20 protein-coding genes are annotated in these 18,352 nt (G+C 72.3%); 11 read left to right on the forward strand and 9 right to left on the reverse strand.

Annotated features, from left to right (window positions below; all coding sequences use genetic code 11):
• Positions 1–117: 117 nt before the first annotated feature.
• Both IEY56_RS04655 and IEY56_RS04660 read left to right on the forward strand, forming a co-directional pair.
• On the forward strand, positions 118–699 hold the full coding sequence (locus IEY56_RS04655; RefSeq protein ID WP_189035744.1) for a PadR family transcriptional regulator: 582 nt from the start codon (positions 118–120) through the stop codon (positions 697–699).
• Positions 686–1,483 (forward strand): SGNH/GDSL hydrolase family protein, encoded by a 798-nt coding sequence (locus IEY56_RS04660; RefSeq protein WP_189035745.1) that lies wholly within the window; start codon positions 686–688, stop codon positions 1,481–1,483. Before IEY56_RS04655 ends, IEY56_RS04660 begins: the two co-directional genes overlap by 14 nt.
• On the opposite strand, the gene IEY56_RS04665 is transcribed toward IEY56_RS04660, so the two are convergent.
• The 4 genes from IEY56_RS04665 to IEY56_RS04680 all read right to left on the reverse strand — a co-directional run bounded on the left by IEY56_RS04665 (position 1,464) and on the right by IEY56_RS04680 (position 5,119).
• The gene (locus IEY56_RS04665) at positions 1,464–1,958 is read right to left on the reverse strand and encodes a GNAT family N-acetyltransferase (protein WP_189035746.1); all 495 of its coding nucleotides are present in this window, start codon (positions 1,956–1,958) and stop codon (positions 1,464–1,466) included. The two genes, IEY56_RS04660 and IEY56_RS04665, sit on opposite strands and share 20 nt — an antisense overlap.
• Before the next feature lie 247 nt (positions 1,959–2,205).
• Complete coding sequence (locus tag IEY56_RS04670; protein ID WP_189035747.1) at positions 2,206–2,856, reverse strand: bifunctional 4-hydroxy-2-oxoglutarate aldolase/2-dehydro-3-deoxy-phosphogluconate aldolase; 651 nt, start codon at positions 2,854–2,856, stop codon at positions 2,206–2,208.
• Between the two features lie 197 nt (positions 2,857–3,053).
• On the reverse strand, positions 3,054–3,983 hold the full coding sequence (locus IEY56_RS04675; protein WP_189035858.1) for a sugar kinase: 930 nt from the start codon (positions 3,981–3,983) through the stop codon (positions 3,054–3,056).
• A 704-nt stretch (positions 3,984–4,687) separates the two neighbouring features.
• Positions 4,688–5,119: a guanyl-specific ribonuclease gene (locus tag IEY56_RS04680; RefSeq protein ID WP_189035748.1), complete on the reverse strand. Its 432-nt coding sequence runs from the start codon at positions 5,117–5,119 to the stop codon at positions 4,688–4,690.
• Positions 5,120–5,424: 305 nt separating this feature from the next.
• Between IEY56_RS04680 and IEY56_RS04685 the strand changes: the two genes are divergently transcribed.
• Entirely contained in the window at positions 5,425–5,790 is a 366-nt protein-coding gene (locus IEY56_RS04685; RefSeq protein ID WP_189035749.1) for a hypothetical protein, read from the forward strand.
• 60 nt (positions 5,791–5,850) lie between these two features.
• On the opposite strand, the gene alc is transcribed toward IEY56_RS04685, so the two are convergent.
• Both alc and allB read right to left on the reverse strand, forming a co-directional pair.
• A complete protein-coding gene (gene alc / locus IEY56_RS04690) occupies positions 5,851–6,993 on the reverse strand; it encodes an allantoicase (protein ID WP_189035750.1) in 1,143 nt (380 codons plus the stop codon).
• Positions 6,990–8,339, reverse strand: a complete 1,350-nt coding sequence (gene allB, locus IEY56_RS04695; RefSeq protein WP_189035859.1) for an allantoinase AllB — start codon at positions 8,337–8,339, stop codon at positions 6,990–6,992. Before allB ends, alc begins: the two co-directional genes overlap by 4 nt.
• Before the next feature lie 216 nt (positions 8,340–8,555).
• Between allB and IEY56_RS04700 the strand changes: the two genes are divergently transcribed.
• The gene (locus tag IEY56_RS04700; protein WP_229711596.1) at positions 8,556–9,368 is read left to right on the forward strand and encodes an IclR family transcriptional regulator; all 813 of its coding nucleotides are present in this window, start codon (positions 8,556–8,558) and stop codon (positions 9,366–9,368) included.
• Positions 9,369–9,444: 76 nt separating this feature from the next.
• Here IEY56_RS04700 and IEY56_RS04705 read toward each other — a convergent pair whose 3' ends face one another.
• The gene (locus tag IEY56_RS04705) at positions 9,445–9,780 is read right to left on the reverse strand and encodes a DUF5955 family protein (RefSeq protein WP_308424114.1); all 336 of its coding nucleotides are present in this window, start codon (positions 9,778–9,780) and stop codon (positions 9,445–9,447) included.
• Positions 9,781–10,096: 316 nt separating this feature from the next.
• Between IEY56_RS04705 and IEY56_RS04710 the strand changes: the two genes are divergently transcribed.
• The 4 genes from IEY56_RS04710 to IEY56_RS04725 all read left to right on the forward strand — a co-directional run bounded on the left by IEY56_RS04710 (position 10,097) and on the right by IEY56_RS04725 (position 14,382).
• Positions 10,097–10,738 carry a nucleotidyltransferase family protein gene (locus IEY56_RS04710; protein WP_189035753.1) on the forward strand — a complete coding sequence of 214 codons (642 nt, stop codon included), beginning with the start codon at positions 10,097–10,099 and terminating at the stop codon, positions 10,736–10,738.
• 407 nt (positions 10,739–11,145) lie between these two features.
• Positions 11,146–12,771, forward strand: coding sequence for a malate synthase A (gene aceB, locus IEY56_RS04715; RefSeq protein ID WP_189035754.1), 1,626 nt, complete (start codon positions 11,146–11,148; stop codon positions 12,769–12,771).
• A 330-nt stretch (positions 12,772–13,101) separates the two neighbouring features.
• Positions 13,102–13,839 carry a dienelactone hydrolase family protein gene (locus tag IEY56_RS04720; RefSeq protein WP_189035755.1) on the forward strand — a complete coding sequence of 246 codons (738 nt, stop codon included), beginning with the start codon at positions 13,102–13,104 and terminating at the stop codon, positions 13,837–13,839.
• A 66-nt stretch (positions 13,840–13,905) separates the two neighbouring features.
• On the forward strand, positions 13,906–14,382 hold the full coding sequence (locus tag IEY56_RS04725; RefSeq protein WP_189035756.1) for an SgcJ/EcaC family oxidoreductase: 477 nt from the start codon (positions 13,906–13,908) through the stop codon (positions 14,380–14,382).
• 103 nt (positions 14,383–14,485) lie between these two features.
• Here the strand turns inward: IEY56_RS04725 and IEY56_RS04730 are convergent, their stop codons facing one another.
• Positions 14,486–14,821: a cupin domain-containing protein gene (locus tag IEY56_RS04730; protein WP_189035757.1), complete on the reverse strand. Its 336-nt coding sequence runs from the start codon at positions 14,819–14,821 to the stop codon at positions 14,486–14,488.
• Positions 14,822–15,047: 226 nt separating this feature from the next.
• On the opposite strand from IEY56_RS04730, the gene IEY56_RS04735 reads away from it, so the two are divergent.
• The 3 genes from IEY56_RS04735 (at position 15,048) to IEY56_RS04745 (ending at position 17,030) form a co-directional block, all read left to right on the forward strand.
• Positions 15,048–15,740: a haloacid dehalogenase type II gene (locus tag IEY56_RS04735; protein WP_189035758.1), complete on the forward strand. Its 693-nt coding sequence runs from the start codon at positions 15,048–15,050 to the stop codon at positions 15,738–15,740.
• A gap of 256 nt (positions 15,741–15,996) precedes the next feature.
• Entirely contained in the window at positions 15,997–16,842 is an 846-nt protein-coding gene (locus IEY56_RS04740; protein ID WP_189035759.1) for a helix-turn-helix domain-containing protein, read from the forward strand.
• Positions 16,839–17,030, forward strand: coding sequence for a DUF397 domain-containing protein (locus tag IEY56_RS04745; RefSeq protein ID WP_189035760.1), 192 nt, complete (start codon positions 16,839–16,841; stop codon positions 17,028–17,030). Before IEY56_RS04740 ends, IEY56_RS04745 begins: the two co-directional genes overlap by 4 nt.
• 465 nt (positions 17,031–17,495) lie before the next feature.
• On the opposite strand, the gene IEY56_RS04750 is transcribed toward IEY56_RS04745, so the two are convergent.
• Positions 17,496–18,077 (reverse strand): putative glycolipid-binding domain-containing protein, encoded by a 582-nt coding sequence (locus IEY56_RS04750; protein ID WP_229711597.1) that lies wholly within the window; start codon positions 18,075–18,077, stop codon positions 17,496–17,498.
• Positions 18,078–18,352 lie beyond the last annotated feature (275 nt).

Raw genomic sequence — 18,352 nt, forward strand, 5'->3', positions numbered from 1 at the left:
GTCATTTTCTTGAGTACCATGGCTGACGTCCGGATGACCAGCGTCCGGGCACGGAGCTGCGGCGGGTGGCCGGAAACGCCCCCCGGCCGGGGCAGGCTCAGGAGAGGAGACGATTCAGTGGCACTGCGTCACGCCGTGCTGGCGGCGCTGCTCGACGGGGAGTTGAGCGGCTACCAGCTGGCGAAGGCTTTCGACATGGGCGTGGCCAATTTCTGGCACGCCCTCCCCCAGCAGCTCTACACGGAGCTTTCGAGACTGGAGAGGGACGGCATGGTCGCGGGCCGCGAGGTCGTGCAGGACGCGCGGCCCAACAAGCGGCTCTTCCGGGTCACCGACGCGGGGCAGGCCGAGCTGGAGCGCTTCGCCTCGGCCGCCGCCAAGCCCTCCTTCATCAGGGACGACCTCCTGGTCAAGGTGCAGGCCGCCGACAGCGTCTCCACCGGCCCGCTGATCGAGCAGCTCACCGAACGGGCCGAGTTCGCCGAGGCCAAGACGGCGCTGTTCGAGGCGCTGCTGCTGAAGATGCGCGACGGACTCGGGGAGGACGAGTTCCTCAAGTACGGGGAGCGGATCGGCCCGTATCTGACCTGCCGTCGCGGCCTGGAGTTCGAGCGCGGCAACCGCGACTGGTGCCGGCGGACCGCGCAGGTCCTGCGGGAGAGAGCGCACACGTCGGAGGCGTCCCGTGTCCGGTCTTGAGGATCTTCGCTACGTCGCCCTCGGCGACAGCCAGACCGAGGGCCTCGGCGACGGCGACGGGTCAGCGGGCCTGCGCGGGTGGGCCGACCGCCTCGCCGAGCAGCTCGCGGCGCACCACCCGGGCACGCGGTACGCCAACCTCGCCGTACGGGGCAGGACCGCCGGGCAGGTCCGCGAAGGGCAGCTCGCCCCGGCGCTCGAACTGCGGCCCGGGCTGGCCACGGTCGTCGCCGGGATGAACGACCTGCTGCGCCCCAGGTTCGACGCCGACGAGGTCGCCGGCCATCTGGAGGCGATGTACGCCGCGCTCACCGCCCGGGGAGCCCGCGTCGCGACGCTCACCTTCCCCGACCTCGCCCGCATCACCCCGCTCGCCCGCCCCCTCGCCCCCCGCGTCGGGGCCCTGAACGACCGCATCCGGCTGGCCGCGCGACGTCACGGCGTCACCGTCGTCGAGACGTCGCACCACCGGGTGGTCACCGATCCCCGTCTGTGGAGTCCCGACCGGCTGCACGCCGGGCCCCTGGGCCACGAGCGGATCGCCGCCGCCGTGGCCCACGCGCTGGAGCTGCCCGGCAGCGACGACTCGTGGACCCGGCCGCTCCCCGGACCGTCCGCGGCGGTCCCCGCCGGGTTGCGTGCCGCGGCGGGCGAGCTGCGGTGGGCTGCGTCCTTCCTCGGGCCGTGGCTCGCGCGGCGCGTGCTGGGCCGGTCCTCCGGCGACGGCCGCTCGGCCAAGCGCCCGGAGCTGCTGCCCGTACGGCTCAGAGGTACTTCACCATGAACGTGCAGGCGTCGGCGACGCGGTGGAAGACGCCGGTGCCGTCCCGGTAGACGCCGCAGTCCAGGTAGGGCGTGGACGCGGTGTAGCCGAGCCGCTTGTAGAGGTCGGCGGTGCGCGGGTTGTTTCTCTCCACGCCCAGGCCGACGCAGGAGCACCGCCGGTCGCGCACACGGCCTTCGGCGGCCTGGATGAGGGCGGTGCCCACGGACTGGGCGCGCAGCGTGCCCGGCCAGTTGCCGAGCCCCTGGATCTCCGGGCAGTTCTCGTGGACGGCGCGCACCTCCGGCGCGTCGCAGCCCTCCCAGAGCACCTCGCAGCTGCCCACCGGCAGATTGCCGCGCCAGGCGACGAGGAACGTGCTGGCACCCGCGTCGTGGCGGGCGAAGCGAGGACCGTGGAGCGACGTCGACCCGGGGCAGGGCATGTGCTCGTCGAGCAGCACGACGTCCTCTTCCCGGCACTCGCTGATCCTCATCCGCCTTAGCGTAGGTTCATGTTGTGCGGGTGAGGTGGGGGTTGCGGAGGCATGTGAGGCGGAACATGCGGGCCGTGCCGCGCGGTAGGCGTCGGCGTCGCGCAAGTCACGCCGCTCCGAGCGGAGTTGCGGCCGCCCGCAGGGGGCAACGGACCGCCTCAGGCGTGGCGGGCCGGAACCGCCGCACGCCCCGGGAGCCGAGTCGGCCGCGCCTCCCGCGCCGAACTCGCAGCCGTGGCCGGTGACTTCAGGGGCCTGCTCTGCGGGCGGGAGCCGGTGCCGCGTCCGCCAGCCGCTGCAGCAGCTCGGTGACGCGCTTCGAGACCGCTTCCCGGTCGCCCGCCGAGAGCGCCGACCCCATGCCGCACGCCACCGCCCCGGCGGCGATCCAATCCGGTGCGTTCTCCACGGTGACGCCGCCGGTGGGCAGCAGCGCCGCCTGGGGCAGCGCCGCCCGTACGTCCCGCACCCAGCCCGGCTGGTAGGCGGAGGCGGGGAAGAGCTTGAGGGCGTCCGCTCCGAGCTCCATCGCGCGGACCGCCTCGCTGGGAGTGGCGATCCCCGGGAAGACGGGCAGCCCGTAGCGGTGGCCGGTGCGGATGACCTCCTCGTCAAGGGACGGCGAGACGAGGAAGCGGGCGCCGGCGTCCACCGCCGCGCGGGCGGACGCCCCGTCCAGGACGGTGCCCGCGCCGATGACCATGTCGTCGTCCGTCTCGCGGCGCAGAGTGGAGACCGCCTCCAGCGCGTGCGGCGAGGTCAGCGAGATCTCCAGACTGGTGATGCCCGCACCGAGGAGAGTGTCGGCGGTCGCCGTGACGCGCTCGTAGCTGTCGCTGCGGACGATGGCGAAGACGCGCTGCTCGAGGGCAGCCCGAGTGATCTCCCATCGGTACACGGCAGTCGCCGCCTCTCTTCGTGTCGGGCTCTGGCCGGAGTCCGCGCGATCGGGCCGGGGCCCGGTCCACGGTGCGATGCGGTACATGTACGAAGTGCCGCCCTGCGGATTTCCCGTGAACTGTGCGCTGTTCCTGTGTAGTTGTGCTGTGCACGAAGGTAACGCCGCGCTGCCCGGGGGCAGCACGGCGGGGGGTGTCAGCGGTGTACGGAGTCGGCGCCCTGGACGTATGCCGCGAGCGCCCGGTCGCGGGCGGCCGCGGTGGGAAGGCCGTCGGTGTCGGCGGGGGCCTGCACGACGAGCGACGCCACGCAGGCCGCTTCGGCCAGGGCCCGCTCGGGCCCCGCGCCGCGCAGCCACGCGGACAGCCAGCCCGCCGCGAACGCGTCTCCGGCTCCGACCGGGTCGACGACGGGGACGCTGAACGGCGCCCTGGCGTGCCGGCCCTTCGCGTCGACGGCGACCGCCGAGTGGTCGCGGCGCTTGACCACGACCGTCTCGGCGCGGCCCATCGCCAGCAGCGCCTTCGAGGACTCCTCGAAGCCTCCTCCGAGGAGCAGTTCCAGCTCGTCCTCGCCGGCGAGGACCATGTCCGCCTCGCGCAGCAGCGGACCGGCCACGCGGATCCAGTCGTGGTCGGTGCCGAGCTTGCGCCGGACGTTGGGGTCGAAGGAGACGGCCGCGCCGACCTGCCTGGCGCGCTCGATCAGCGCGCGGGTGGCACGGGCGGCCGATTCGGACAGCATCGGGGTGATACCCGATACGTGCACCACGCGGGCGCCCTCCAGCGCCTCCACGCGGATGTGTTCGGGCGAGAGCAGCGAGGCCGCGGAACCCGAGCGGTAGTACTGCACATCGATCGCACGCTGCGCATGGCTGTCACGGAGGAGCAGGCCCGTGGGTGCCCGGGGATCCATCTCGACCCCGGAGACGTCCACTCCGTCCGCGCGCAGCTCGCGCAGCACCGCTTCACCCGCGGGGTCGTCCCCGACGCGGCCGATCCAGCGTGTCCAGTGGCCGAGGCGGGCCAGCCCCTGGGCGACGTTGGACTCGGCGCCCGCGACGGAGCGCCGGAAGGAGACAGCGCGGTCCAGGGGCATCCCGGGCTCGGCGAGCATGAGCAGCATCGCCTCACCGCAGGTAACCGCCTCTGGCCCGTTTGCCACCGGTTTCTCCCCACATCTGCCACCATGGCATCACTCTCTGTGGAGAACGTTACCCGCTCAGGCGGACAATGCCACCCCCGGGGGGCCACTTCCTGCCGCACCGGAGGGCGGAGGCCGCTGCCCGGCACCGTACGGGGCGCCCGCGTCCTGTCTCCGCGCCGGCTCGCGCGCCGCCGGCCGACCGCCTCGCCGCGGCCGGCGGTCCCGCACGGCCCTGCGATGCCCCCGGACCCGCGTCCGGCCAGGTCACAGGCTCCTCGGCGAGCGGCCGGGGCCCGGCGGGGAGCGCACGCTCAGGGGCGGCACGCGGAACGCGGAGGGTCCCGGCGCCCCCCGGGACGGGTCCCGTCAGGGCCCGGGGTACGCAGCGGTACGGCCGCGGAGAGATTGACCAGATGGCGCCGCGGGCACCGGGCGCAGAATCCCACCGCGGTCACGCTCCGTGTCCGCCCGCAGCACGGGTCCGGCCACGCGGACGCTTCGGAGGGCACATCACCGCCGCGCCGGACGGCACAGCACTGCCCGGCCCGGGAGTGGGGGCCCCAGGCCGGGCAGGCGGTCAGCGGTCGTTCATGTGACGTCTTCGGGCACAGCCGCCCGGACGGCGCCGCCGCGGCGTCCGGACGGGCGGGCGCCGGCGCGTGCGCCGCCACCCGCCCCGGGCGTCAGCAGGTGTAGTCGACCAGATCGAAGGACTCGTAGTGGTCCTCGGTGAAGTAGTCCTCCTCGTCCTCCTCGCCGGTCACGATGCGCTTGGCTCCGCGGTCGTCCGAGCCGGGCGTCTCCACGGTGTACTCGTGGTAGTAGCCCTCATCCTGGTCGGGGAGGATGCCTTCCCGGTTCTGGAAGACGGTTCCGTCCTGCGGGTACGGGTAGGGCCCGCCCTGCTCGATGAGGTCGAGTGTCTCGTGGGCCTCGGCCGGCAGTTTCGACTCGCAGATGTCACCGATCTCTGCGGGTGCGACTGCGGCGGGCGCCGAGACCTTGGGGGCGGAGTCGGCCGTCGCCTGGGCGTACGCCGCGGGACCGCCGACGAGGAGGGAGAGGGACAGGGCACTGAGGGCGCTGATGCGCGCGATTCGTGGGGGGAATCTCATACCTCCCATGCTGACGCGCGTAGATGACATGTCAACGCCAAGTGAGGGCTTTTTTCCGTCAGTTCACCCGAGGACGCGGCTGACTCCCCTCGTTCGGCGAACTTCCCGCCCGGGGCGGGGACGCCTCCTCCGGGGACGCCTCCTCCCGTCGTACGCGCCGGACGCGGCGAATACGATGTCGTGGGGGATGGCTAGGGGCAGGGGCCCAGGCCCGGACAGCCGCCGCCGTGTCGCGCACGCACCACCGGGAACTTCCGTGAACGACACCGGTGTTGCCGCCCCCGGCCGAGACCGGAGGGAGCGCCGTGGCCTGCACCGCCGTCTTCTGCTGTTTCGCCCTAGCCGCCGTGGCCGGCCTTCTCGCCGCGCGGGCCGGGTACCGGGGCAAGGTCTGCGACGGACGCGCCGGGTACGACGTACCGGAACGGGTGAAGCGCGATCCGGAGCTGCGCCGGGAGGCAGACCGCCTCGTCGCGTTCTGGTGCACCGGCGCCGCCGTGCTCAGCGTCGCTCCGCTGGTTCCGGTCGGCGACGTCCTCCTGCACGGCGGCGACAAGTCCATCCCCACCTGGGGGCTTCTGGTACTGGCGCTCTACGGTCTCGTCGTGGTGACCGTCGGTGCCTACCCGTACGAGAAGATCAAGCACATGGGCGCACGGGCGGGGCGCTGACCTCGCCGTCGCGCACTCGGCCGTCGGGGCGGGGCGCCACCCGCCCCGCCCCGACGGCCGTCAGGCCCCTCCCAGCCGGCCGTACCGCTCCTCCAGCGCCCGCAGCCCCTCCGGCGTCGGTGCACCGTGCAGCCGCAGGCGGGCGATACCGCCGTCGGGGAAGATGTCGAGGCGTACGCGCGTCACGGCCGGGAGTCCGTCCACGAGAAGGAACCGGTGCGGCGTGTCCGGCTGCAGCCGGGTGCGCGGCAGCAGCTCCAGCCAGTCGCCGTCGTCCCCGTCGCGTCCCCAGAGTGCCGCCCAGCCCGCCGAGTTGCCCTTCAGGTACCCGGTGTCGATCTCGACGGCGCGGATGCGGGACTGCGCCGCCAGCGCGTACCGGATCCAGTCGTTGCCCGTGTCGCGCCTCCTGCGCGTCTCCCAGCCGTCGTCCATCTGCCGCGAACGGCCGGGCAGGATGGTGTTCGTGGGCGGCGAGTAGAACCGGTCGGAGGCGTCCTGCACGGCGCCGCCGTTCTCCAGGGCGACGACGTCGAAGGTGCCCAGCGCCCTCAACCACCGTGGATCGGGGACGACTTCGCCGTGGACGCGGAGCCTGGCGATGCCGCCGTCGGGATGCTGGTTGACGCGCAGATGCGTGAAGCGCCGCTGCTCCTGGACGGTGAAGCCGTTGGCCGCGTGCCCGCCGATGTCGGTCCGGGGGACGAGCGTCGTCCACTCGACCTCGTCGGCGAGGAGGTCCTCGGGTGAGGGCGCGCCGTCCACGCAAGCGCCCTCGACGGACACGGCGCGGGGGTAGTTGCCCCGGAAGTGCGCGGTGTCGACGACGATGCCGCGCACGACGCCCGGGGCTCCGAGCCGCACCAGCGCCCAGTCGTGGTCTGCGGCGGTGGGGTGCGGGGCGTCAGCTCCGGTGCCGCGCCTGCGCCGCGTCTCCCAGCCGTCCATGATCTTGCCCTTGTGGCCGAAACGGCCGGGGTCGAACTCGGCGGGCCCCGGCTTGAGGAGGTTCTCCCGCTCGGCGAAGAACTCGTCGTTCGCCGCGATCACGCCTGCTCCGAGACGTCTGTCGGCGAGGTCGGGGAGGTCGGTGAAGGGGAAGCCGGTGGTGCGGTAGTCGGCGTAGGGGTCGCCGCCCTGGTAAGGCTGCGCGTCCCCCGTGAAGGGCGCGGTAGCGGCGGCTGCCGGGCGCGTTGAGGTCATGAGGTGGGCCTCTCGATGAGTTGTCCGGTCTGCTGCAGTGGGCGTCCGTGGTCGGCGATCTGCTCCCCGCGCAGCCAGGTCGACCGCACGACGCCGTACAGGGTGCTTCCGGCGTACGCGGTGACGGGGTTGCGGTGCTGCAGCCGCGCCGGGTCGACGGTGAAGGCGGCGTCCGGGTCGAGGACGGCGAAGTCGGCGTCGTACCCCGGCGCGACGGCGCCCTTGCGGCCGTGCAGACCGGCGAGCCGCGCGGGTCCCGCCGACATCCACCGCACGACGTCCTCCAGGGTGTGGCCGCGCCTGCGGGCCTCCGTCCACACGGCCGGCAGTCCGAGCTGGAGGGAGGAGATGCCGCCCCATGCCGTGCCGAAGTCGCCGTCCTTCAACTCGGGCGTGCAGGGCGAGTGGTCGCTCACGACGCAGTCGATGACGCCGTCCGCCAGGCCCTGCCACAGCGCGTCCTGGTTCGCACGCTCGCGGATGGGCGGGCAGCACTTGAACTCGGTGGCCCCGTCCGGGACGTCCTCGGCGGTGAGGGTGAGGAAGTGGGGGCAGGTCTCGACGCTCAGCCGCACGCCCTCACCGCGGGCCTCCGCGATGAGCGGCAGGGCGTCCGACGAGGACAGATGCAGCACGTGCACCCGGGCGTCCGACTCGCGGGCGACGGCGACGAGTCGGGCGATGGCGTCGTTCTCCGCCGCACGGGGGCGGGAGGCGAGGAAGTCGGCGTAGGCACGTCCGCCCCGCTGCGGGGCCAAATGTGCGGGGTCCTCGGCGTGCACGATCAGCAGGCCGCCGAAGCCCGCGATCTCGGCCGCGGCGGCGGCCAGCCGGGACGCGTCCAGCTCCGGGAACTCCTCGACGCCCGAGGGCGAGAGGAAGCACTTGAAGCCGAAGACGCCCGCCTCGTGCAGGGGCCGCAGGTCGGGGACGTTCCCGGGGATCGCGCCGCCCCAGAAGCCCGTGTCGACGTGCGCCTTGCCTCGGGCCACGTCCTGCTTGACCCCCAGGTTGGCCACGTTCGTGGTGGGGGGCAGCGAGTTCAGCGGCATGTCCAGCAGCGTGGTGACACCGCCGGCCGCGGCGGCCCGCGTCGCGGTGAGGAAGCCCTCCCACTCGGTGCGCCCGGGATCGTTGACGTGCACGTGGGTGTCCACGAGCCCGGGCAGTAGGACGTCGCCGCCCACGTCCACCAGCCGTGCGCCGCCGGGGAGTTCGGCGTCGTGGACCTCGACGGAGGCGATCCGGCCGTCCGCGACGAAGACCGACGCCGGCCGCGTACCCTCGGGTGTGACGACGCGCGTCGAGCGCAGCACGAGCCGCACACCGGCTCCGGAGTCGGGCACGGACACTGCACACCCCTCCTTTTCAACATTCTGTTGATTGAGATCTTCTTGGCGATCCCCGCGCCCGTCAAGACACCGGACAGTGGCTACTTCCGTTCTATGGAAGTAAGATTTCGCGATACAGAATCAGCGGGGGACGCGGGCGCCGGCGCCGCCCGCCTGGCGCACGCATGCGCGCAGGTAGCATGCGCCTCACCCGCAGGAAAGGAACGCGACGTGCCGCCGTCCGCCGAGCGAGACCCCGCAGCCGCCCCCCGCGGCACAGCACCCGTCGCCACCGGCGGCGTCCAGTCGCTGGAGCGCGCCTTCGACCTGCTGGAGCGGATGGCCGACGCCGGCGGCGAGGTAGGGCTCAGCGAACTGTCGGCCAGCAGCGGCCTGCCGCTTCCCACCATCCACCGGCTGATGCGCACCCTCGTCTCCTGCGGCTACGTACGGCAGCACCCCAACCGCCGCTACGCCCTGGGCCCGCGCCTCATCCGCCTCGGCGAGAGCTCCTCGCGGCTGCTGGGCACGTGGGCGCGCCCCTACCTCGCGCGTCTCGCCGAGGAGACCGGCGAGACGGCCAACATGGCGCTCCTGGACGGCGATCAGGTCGTGTACGTGGCGCAGGTCCCCTCACGCCACTCGATGCGGATGTTCACCGAAGTCGGCCGGCGCGTACTGCCGCACTCCACCGGCGTGGGCAAGGCGCTGCTCGCGGGCACTCCGGCCGGCGAGGTGCGGCGGCTACTGGAGCGGACGGGCATGCCCGCCGCCACGGAGCGGACCATCACCACCCCGGAAGGCTTCCTGGAGGCGCTGGACCACGTCCGCGAGGTGGGCTACGCGATGGACGACAACGAGCAGGAGATCGGAGTGCGCTGCATCGCCGTCGCCGTGCCCGACGCCCCCACCGCCGCGGCCATCTCCATCTCCGGCCCGGCGGGCAGGGTGACGGAGGCGGCGACGGACAAGTTCGTACCGCTGATGCAGGAAGTCGCACAGCAGCTCTCGAAGGCGCTCGCCAGCACGGGAAACGGCGGCTGAGCGGCCGCGGCGGCCCGCGACCGCACACGCCGTCGCCCTGCGGGCCGGGCGGGTCCTCCCGACCGGCCGGACCGGCTCAGTTGACGCGGCGGAACTGCGCGGGCTCGCCGAAGAGTTCGACCGCCTGCCGCAGACTCGTCATCGCCTCCGAGAGCGCGGACACCGACCCCACCGCCGCGACGATCAGCAGCAGCGAGTGACGCATCACGTCCGCCGCGGGGACGCCCGCCTCGACCTGCTCCTCCAGCACGTCGAGGGCGTCCTCAGCCGCATGACGGTCTCTCAACTGGACTGGGTAGGCGTCGAGTTCGGACCTCAGCCGGACCACGGCCTTGCTCAGCCCGGCGACGCGCGGATCCGCGCCGCTGTCCGTGACCGTTGCCGAGCGCTGCCCCACAGCGTCGCTTCGCACCACAGTTCTCCCCCACAGAGATGGTGCCGTTCGCTCTCCCCACGAGAACTACGCGAGCGGCTGGAGACAAGTAAACGCCACTCTCCGCTCATCGCGCCACACGGAGGGCGAAATTGACGGCCGATCCGCCTCGTTCACACCACCGCGGGCCTCTCGTACCGAATCGCGGGATATGCAGGGCGATGCGCCACGCCCAATACGGTCGGCGGAGCACACTCGGCAGAGCACAGCCGACGGAGCAGCACAGACGCGCAGCCGGCCGGCAGGCACGGGTGCCGGGCCGGGGACAGGCCGCAGGGCCGGAAGGAAGGACGCCATGAACACGACCGCCCCGGGAGAGGCGGCGGACGGGCCGCCGCGCCCCGCCGTCGCGGGGCTGCTGCTCGCGGCCGGAGGCGGGCGGCGGCTCGGCGGCCGCCCGAAGGCGCTCCTCCATCTCGCCGGGCGTCCGCTGGTGGAGCACGCCGTCGCGGCACTTCGCGCAGGCGGCTGCTCCCCGGTGCACGTGGTACTGGGGGCGGCCGCCCAAGTCGTCCGCGCCCGCGCCGAGTTGACCGGCTGCGTGGTGCTCGACAACACCGAGTGGGAGTCGGGCATGGGCTCATCCCTGCGAGTGGGTCTCGCCTCCCTCACCGGCACCGGCGTGGACGCCGCACTGGTGGCTCTCGTCGACCAGCCGGGGATCGGAGCGGAGGCCGTGGCACGGGTGAGGGCCGCCTACGACTCCCCCGCCTCCCTCGTAGCGGCCTCGTACGGGGGCCGGCGCGGGCATCCGGTGCTCTTCGGCTCCGGCCACTGGCAGGGAGTGGCCGACCGCGCAAAAGGCGACCAGGGGGCGCGGGGCTACCTTCGCGAGCGGTCCGGCGAGATCGAACTGGTCGAGTGCGGGGACGTCGCGGACCCGTCCGACATCGACACCCCCGCCGACCTGGAGCGGCTGCGCACGTACGGCAGTTGACGCCGCGGGCGGTACGGCAGGCTCGCCTCGCCTGAACGGCCCGCGGGTTTCGCCGGCCGCAGGTGCGGAACCCAGCAACCCACCGGAGTCCGGCGCCTCACCGGAAGCCCCGGCGACACGGCCGGAAGCCCCGGCCGGGCCTGCCCGCCGGGCGGTCGGCCGCCGCCGCGCGATCGTGCGGTGACGGTTGCCGGTCCACTCGTGGCACGGCGAGCCATCAGGCGCTCACGGCGAACGAGTGAGAGATGTCTCGACGTCAACAGACCCTTGCTCATTCCACTATGAGGAAACTAGTCTCCACAGTTCAGAAGCCTCCCCCGAGCCGGGGCGTGCCCGCCGAAGGCGGACCGCGAGTCCCGCTCGGCCAGCGGCACTCCGTGCCGCACGCATGAAGGAGAGTGACCCCCATGCCCGCCTCACTGCCCTCCCCGGTCGAGATCACCGGAGCGGCGCCCGTGGAGCGCCAGGACGAGGTACTGACCGGCGAGGCGCTGGACTTCCTGGCCGCGCTGCACCGCCGCTTCACGCCCAGCCGCAACGAGCTGCTGACCCAACGCGCCGCGCGCCGGGCCGACATCGCGCGGACCTCCGCCCTCGACTTCCTGCCCAGCACCGCGCACGTCCGCGACGGCGACTGGCGGGTGGCGCCCTGCCCCGACGCCCTCCAGGACCGGCGCGTGGAGATCACCGGTCCGACCGACCGCAAGATGACCGTCAACGCGTGCAACTCCGGCGCCAAGGTGTGGCTCGCGGACTTCGAGGACGCCTCCGCCCCGACGTGGCAGAACGTCGTCGGCGGACAGATCAACCTCATGGACGCGTTCGAGCGCCGCATCGACTTCACCGACGAGAAGTCCGGCAAGTCCTACGAGTTGGGCCCCGCCGAGAAGATGCCCGCCGTCGTCATGCGGCCGCGCGGCTGGCACCTCGACGAGCGCCACCTGCGCGTCGACGGCGAAGCCGTGCCGGGCGCTCTCGTCGACTTCGGCCTGTACTTCTTCCACAACGCGCAGCGCCTCCTCGACCTGGGCAAGGGGCCGTACTTCTACCTGCCCAAGCTCGAATCGCACCTCGAGGCCCGGCTGTGGAACGAGATCTTCGTCTTCGCGCAGGACTACCGCGGGATCCCCCAGGGCACGGTGCGCGCCACGGTCCTCATCGAGACGATCACCGCGGCGTACGAGATGGAGGAGATCCTCTACGAACTCCGCGACCACGCCTCCGGGTTGAACGCCGGCCGCTGGGACTACCTGTTCTCCATCGTCAAGAACTTCCGTGACGCGGGCGCCAAGTTCGTCCTCCCCGACCGCAACTCGGTCACGATGACGGCACCGTTCATGCGGGCCTACACCGAACTGCTCGTCCGCACCTGCCACAAGCGCGGCGCCCACGCCATCGGCGGCATGGCCGCGTTCATCCCCAACCGCCGCGACCCCGAGGCCAACGAGCAGGCCCTGAGCAAGGTCCGCGTGGACAAGGACCGCGAGGCGGCCGACGGATTCGACGGCTCCTGGGTCGCGCACCCCGACCTCGTGCCGGTGGCGCAGGAGTCCTTCGACGCCGTCCTCGGCGACCGCCCCCACCAGAAGGACCGGCTCCGCGACGAAGTGACCGTCAGCGCCGAGGAGTTGCTCGCCGTGGACTCCACGGAGGCGAAACCGACGTACGCGGGCCTGCGCAACGCCGTCCAGGTCGGCACCCGTTACATCGAGGCGTGGCTGCGCGGCATGGGCGCGGTCGCCATCTTCGGCCTGATGGAGGACGCGGCCACGGCAGAGATCTCCCGCTCCCAGATCTGGCAGTGGATCAACGCCGGCGTCGTACTGGACGACACCCCGGAGGGCGCCCAGCGCGTCACGCCGGACCTGGTCCGCCGCGTCGCGGAAGAGGACCAGGCAGCACTGCGCGAGGAGCTGGGCGAGGAGGGCTTCGCGGCAGGCGAGTGGCAGCGCGCCCACGACCTGCTGCTGCGCGTCGCCCTCGACGAGAAGTACGAGGAATTCCTCACGCTCCCTGCGTACGAACTGCTCTGAGCGGAGTCGGCGCGGGTGCGCCGGTCCGCCTGTGCCTGCGGGGCCGCATCGGGCCGAACCCGGTGCGGCCCCGCACCGCTGCCGACGTGGCCGCCGCGCCGGCTCGCGCTCGTGCTCCCGGCAGCCGCGGGGAGGACGGCAACGCAGCCTGCGCGGAAACCCGTTGGCAGCCCCGCGGCCGTCTCTGCTACATCTTTCGGAGGCCGTGCGAGACGACGAGGAGGTGGTACCCGTGAACGCTGTATCGACATGGGTGCTCCCCTCCGGGGTCACGGTCGGGCGACAGGTCGTCCGGGAGCGCCGCTCTGAGCACTCCCGAAAGGCCCGACCATGCGATTCACCTCCGAACAGCGCCTCGACGGCGTTGTCCTCGAACGCGAATTCACCCTCGGTGAGGTCCCCGGCATCCTCTGGACGCCCGAGGACGAATCCGCGTCCGAACCTGCCCCGCTGATCCTCCTCGGCCACCCCGGCGGACTGCACGGGATGTACCCCCGGCTGGCGGCACGGGCCCGGCACTCCGTGGCGGAGGGCTTCGCCGCGGCCACGATCGAGCTCCCCGGGAGCGGCACCCGGCCGCGTTTGCCCGCCGTCGAGGAGGCCCGGGCCGACCTGCGCCGGGCCCTGAAGGCCGGGGAGCCCGTCGACGACGGGATCGTCGAACGCCTCGTCCTCCCGCTGGTCGACAAGGCGGTCCCGGAGTGGCGGACCGTCCTGGACGCCCTCCTCACGCTGCCCGGTATCGGCGGCCCGGTGGGGTACTCGGGAGGGGTGACGGCCATCGGCATCCGGATGGCGGTGGCCGAACCGCGTATCGCCGCCGCCCTGCTGTTCGCCGGGAGTTACGTGCCCCGCGCCACGTTCGAGGAGGCCCGCCGGGTCGCCGTTCCGCTTTTGGTCCTGCTGCAGTGGGACGACGAAGGGAACGACCGGCAGCTCGCCCTGGACCTGTTCGAGGCCTTCGGCTCCGCGGAGAAGACGCTGCACGCCAACATGGGCGGGCACACCGGCGTCCCGCAGTTCGAAGGGGACGACGCCGGCCGGTTCTTCGTCCGCCATCTGAAGTGAGCCTCAACTGCCGGACCTGCGGGTGGAGTTGACTTCAACTTAAGTTGAAGAACTAGCTTCACCCATATGGACACCACGAACTCCGCGCTCCCCGCCAAGAACTCCGGCGAACCCCACGACGGCCGCGACGGCCGCGAACCTCGCGACGGCCACGGCGCCGACGAGCAGGCGATCCGCGAACTCGTCGCGCGGTCCCAGGAGGCGCAAACCGACCCGGTCGGGCTGCCCGCGCTGCACACCGCGGACTCGGTGATCGTCAACTTGGCGGGGAGGCGGGTGTTCGGGCGTCAGGCCTTCGCTTCGGCCATGGCCGAGGCGCTCTCCTCCCCGCTCAAGAACGTCAGGACCTCGCTGGAGGTCGACGACATCCGGTTCGCCGCTTCGGACGTCGCCGTCGTCAGCCTCACCAAGACCGTCCACGACGAACGTCCCGGAGCGGAGAGCCCGTCCGGGCTGCCCTCTGCCGGTGCCATGACCTACGTCCTGGCCAGGGAGGACGACGGCTGGCGCATCGCCTTGGCCCAGACGACACCTGTCCTCTGAGCGGCGCCCGTTCGGCCCCGGAGCACGATCCGCTCCATGTGCGGAACGGCCGTGCCCGGCAGCCGCTGACTCAGGAGTCGCGCTCCGGCCTCGAACTCCGGCCTCAGCCCTCCGGGTAGAAGACGAACAGCGTGCAGCCGGTCTCCGTCGCGGGAACGTGCCACGAACCGGCCGGAGCGTGCAGGAACGTCCCGGCCGGGTAGTCGCGCGCGCCGTCGTTGAACGTGCCCTCGAGGACGTAGACCTCTTCCGGACCGGGCTCGTGGACGTCGCGGTGCGGCCAGGACGTGCCCGGGTCCATCTCCAGCACCTGGGCGTGAGCGCCGCCCGGCCCCGTCCACAGCGGACGCCGCCTGATTCCGGGGAAGAGTTCGCGTACCGGGGCCTCCTCGGCGGAGGCGGAGGTATAGCCCTCCTGGGCAAGGATTTCAGGATTCATACGTCAAGGGTCCGACTCGTGGCAGGGCCGTGCCAGGGTCAACACGGACACCGAGGGGCGCTTTTCTGATACACATCGCGCGCCGGCGTGCCCGCCCGCCTCCGGGCGACTGGCGGGAATGCCGACGGCCGGCCAGGGCGTTCGGCCCACAGCCACTCCCCCGCCTCTCCGGCCGCGGGAGCCGGCTGCCGCCCGTGCTCGCTCCCGCCTTCAGGAGAGACTGCCGATGACGGAGTTCGAGATCGACGCCGTCGTCTTCGACGTGCTAGGCACGCTCGTCGACGAACCCGCCGGCATCCGGGCCGGCATCCGTGAACTCGACCCTTCTCTCGACGAGTCCGGTGTCGAGCGGCTGCTGTCGCTCTGGCAGAGCCACGTCGCCCGCGAGCAGCAGCGCGTCCTCGACGGGAACCGCCCATACGTCACGAGCGATGCCCTGGACCGCGAGGCCGCCGGGCTCGTGGCGGAGGCCGCCGGAGTCGACGACCGGGCCGCGGTGGCGGCACTGGCCCTGGCCGGCGGCCGGCGACTGCCGCCGTGGCCGGACTCCCTGAGCGGACTCGCCCGGCTCGCCGGGCGGTTCCCGCTGATCGGCCTGTCCAACGCGAGCCGGACGGCGCTGCTGGGGCTCAACGCCCACGCCGGGCTCCGCTGGCACCAAGCGCTCTCCGCCGAGGACGCCCGAAGCTACAAGCCCGATCCGGAGGTCTACCGGCTGGCGGTCACCGTCTCCGGCGTTCCGCCGGAGCGTCTGCTGATGGTCGCCACCCACGCCTGGGACCTGCGTGCGGCTCAGGACGCCGGTCTGCGCACTGCCTACGTGGCCCGCCCGGTGACCGATGCGCCCACCGCCTCCGACCGGTTCGACCTGTACGCCACCGACCTGGCCCGACTGGCCGCCCGGCTCGGCCTGAGCTGAGGCAGCGCCGCACCGCCCGCCACCACTCGCAAACCTGCCGCCGCGCGAACACACGTACGGTGACGGTGATTCCGGCACGAGGGTGGGCCCCTCATTGAGACATGCAGCCGGCTCCCCTCCGTGCGGACGGTTTTGACCAGCGCTCACACCCGTACGCCGGGGCGCGTACGGGCCTTTCCGGTGGACGCGGAGGTCACTCAGCGTGACCATTTTCCTCTGAGTCGAACGCGGTTCGCGAGCACGGAGGTGGCCGGAGATGACGGGGAGCGCCAGTACGGCGAGCGGGACACATGCCGAACCGGAGGGCTCCGACGGCCTCAAGGCCTTCGGGGCGGTACTCAAGGCGTTCCGCGGACGGGCGCGGCTCACGCAGGACGAACTGGCCGCGCGCGTGCGGTACTCGGCGCAGACCATCGCCTCCGTCGAGCAGGGGCGGAGACTGCCGCCGGGGGACTTCGTGGAACGCGCGGAGGAACTCCTGGACGCCTTCGGCGCGTTGCGCGCAGCCGCGCGGCATGCCGTACGCCGGCCGGGGCTGGCCTCCTGGTTCCGCGAGTGGGCACGCCTGGAGGAGGAGGCGGTGAGCCTGTGCACGTACGAATGCCGCGTGATCCCGGGGCTCCTGCAGACGGAGGCGTACGCGCGGGCCGTCACGTTGAGCGTCCCTCCGCCGCCTTCCGCGGACGAGGTCCGGCAACGGGTGGAGGCCCGTCTGGAGCGTCAGAGGCTCCTGCGCAGGGAGCGCCCGATCGCCTTCAGCTTCATCGTCGAGCAGGCACTGATCGAGCGCGGCACAGGTGGAGCCGGTGTGACGGAGGCCCTCATCGGCAACCTCCTGGAGGTGGCGGAGCTGTGGAACGTCGAACTGCAGATCATGCCGCTCCGGCAGCCCTGGCATGCGGGCTTCGACGGGCCTCTGCGGTTGCTGGAGACCGCGGACCACCAGTGGCTCGGCTACACGGAAAGCCAGCAGACGGGCCAGCTCATCTCTGGCGCGAAAGACATCAGCGTCCTCTTCCAGCGGTATGCCAGGATGCGCTCACAGGCTCTCTCCCCCGAGGACTCCGTGAGCCTGCTGAGGCGAATGGGAGGGACGCTATGAGCACCGGCGAACCCGTCTGGTCCAAGAGCAGCTACAGCGGCTCACAGGGCGACGACTGCGTGGAGGTCGCCACGCTGCCGGAGTCGGTACACGTCCGCGACTCGAAAACCGAACGCGGACCCGAGCTCAGGATTTCCCGCGAAGCCTGGAGCGTTTTCCTGCCCTACGCCGGCGCCGCGCCGGTGTGACCGGTCGCGGGCCGGGGTCACCGCCCCCGGTTCTCCGCGGGGGCAGTGGGCTCCGAAACGTCCTGCTGAACTGCTCGCTGCCAGGTGCTCACCGTGATGGAACCTTCACACATCGGAAAGTTCCGGTGGTCCTGGGGCACCTTCAGGCTCCAGTCGCCCGCGGGAATAACCCTGGTTCGGCCCGAAGTCCATGCGCGAGTTCTTCGACGAACAGACCGCCTTACCGGTACCGCTGCCGCCGCCACCGGTTTCAGTTCTGCCTCGGGGATCGCGGAACACGCACCGGCGGAGGACTACGTGCTCGGGCAACAGACAAGATCGGCCAGAGGCAACCGTTTCAGCGTTCGGGTTCTTGGTTCGCGGTTCCGCGCCGGAAGTCCGGGGCCGACGCAAATGCGTCCGCGAGTTCGCTGCCCGCCTCCGGACGGGCAGCGAACTCGCGGACGGACGGGGCGTCTCCGCGCTTCAGCCTGCGCGGACGGCGATCCCCGGGTAGTCCAGGACGAGGCCTGAGGTGTCGAAGGCGAGGCGGCAGTCGACGTCGAAGACGGGCGCCGCGTAGTCGTAGCGCTGACGGCCCGTCTCGTCACCGGCCCGCGCGTACGTCTGGTCAAGTCGCTCCACGGACAGGTCCGTTGCCCGTACGTAGGCCGCCGGGGCGTCCGCTTTCGCACCGACCGCCAGTCGAAGCCGGTGCACGGGAAGGGCGTTGGTCATCGCGGAGGCCTCCAGGTCGACGTCCCGGCACCCGTCCAGGTGCGGCGCCGCCTGACCGTCGACCCGCCAGCGGCCGGCGCTGTCGACGGCGAGCGACGTCTTGCGGTGACCGAGCGACGACCGGCTGGAGACGCGGGCGAGGCGGGTGTGCCACCCGTGGTCGACTTCGAGCATGTAACCGACGATCCACGTCTGGCCCTCCTCCAAGGCGGTCGTGCAGCCGTGGATGCGCAAGCCGTCGCTGAGGGTCTCGAAGTAGACGACCTCGAAGCCGGTGCGGGCGTCGAGGTGTTGCCAGGCGGCTGTCGGTGGCAGATCGCGGAAGTACAAGTGCTCACCCTCCCAAGTCGTAGAGCCACCATCCTGACTCCCCGTCCGGTCAACGGCGGCGCGGCTCGCCGGAGCTTTGGGGAAGGCTGGGAGGGGCCCGGCAGGGGGTTCCGGCCCGCCGGACGCCGACTCCCGTGCGCCGCAATCGAGTTGGCGGCTCCGCCCCGCCCGCGGGACGACGTACATCTGAAACGGCCGCATGACGGCGGAAGTCGGTCAACTGTTCGCCATGCACGGCTCCGAGGGCCAGCCGAAGCCGGAGGCGGCCCGCCGGA

Origin of the sequence: Streptomyces daqingensis (assembly GCF_014645895.1) — a bacterium.
Lineage (GTDB): Bacteria > Actinomycetota > Actinomycetes > Streptomycetales > Streptomycetaceae > Streptomyces > Streptomyces daqingensis.

Excerpts from the sequence above, each read along its gene's own strand:
- IEY56_RS04680 (WP_189035748.1), bottom strand. The coding sequence starts at position 5,119 with ATGAGATTCCCCCCACGAATCGCGCGCATCAGCGCCCTCAGTGCCCTG.
- IEY56_RS04725 (WP_189035756.1), top strand. The coding sequence starts at position 13,906 with ATGGACACCACGAACTCCGCGCTCCCCGCCAAGAACTCCGGCGAACCC.
- aceB (WP_189035754.1), top strand. The coding sequence starts at position 11,146 with ATGCCCGCCTCACTGCCCTCCCCGGTCGAGATCACCGGAGCGGCGCCC.
- IEY56_RS04740 (WP_189035759.1), top strand. The coding sequence starts at position 15,997 with ATGACGGGGAGCGCCAGTACGGCGAGCGGGACACATGCCGAACCGGAG.
- IEY56_RS04745 (WP_189035760.1), top strand. The coding sequence starts at position 16,839 with ATGAGCACCGGCGAACCCGTCTGGTCCAAGAGCAGCTACAGCGGCTCA.
- IEY56_RS04675 (WP_189035858.1), bottom strand. The coding sequence starts at position 3,983 with ATGCTGCTCATGCTCGCCGAGCCCGGGATGCCCCTGGACCGCGCTGTC.
- IEY56_RS04730 (WP_189035757.1), bottom strand. The coding sequence starts at position 14,821 with ATGAATCCTGAAATCCTTGCCCAGGAGGGCTATACCTCCGCCTCCGCC.
- IEY56_RS04735 (WP_189035758.1), top strand. The coding sequence starts at position 15,048 with ATGACGGAGTTCGAGATCGACGCCGTCGTCTTCGACGTGCTAGGCACG.
- IEY56_RS04710 (WP_189035753.1), top strand. The coding sequence starts at position 10,097 with ATGAACACGACCGCCCCGGGAGAGGCGGCGGACGGGCCGCCGCGCCCC.
- IEY56_RS04720 (WP_189035755.1), top strand. The coding sequence starts at position 13,102 with ATGCGATTCACCTCCGAACAGCGCCTCGACGGCGTTGTCCTCGAACGC.
- IEY56_RS04665 (WP_189035746.1), bottom strand. The coding sequence starts at position 1,958 with ATGAGGATCAGCGAGTGCCGGGAAGAGGACGTCGTGCTGCTCGACGAG.
- alc (WP_189035750.1), bottom strand. The coding sequence starts at position 6,993 with ATGACCTCAACGCGCCCGGCAGCCGCCGCTACCGCGCCCTTCACGGGG.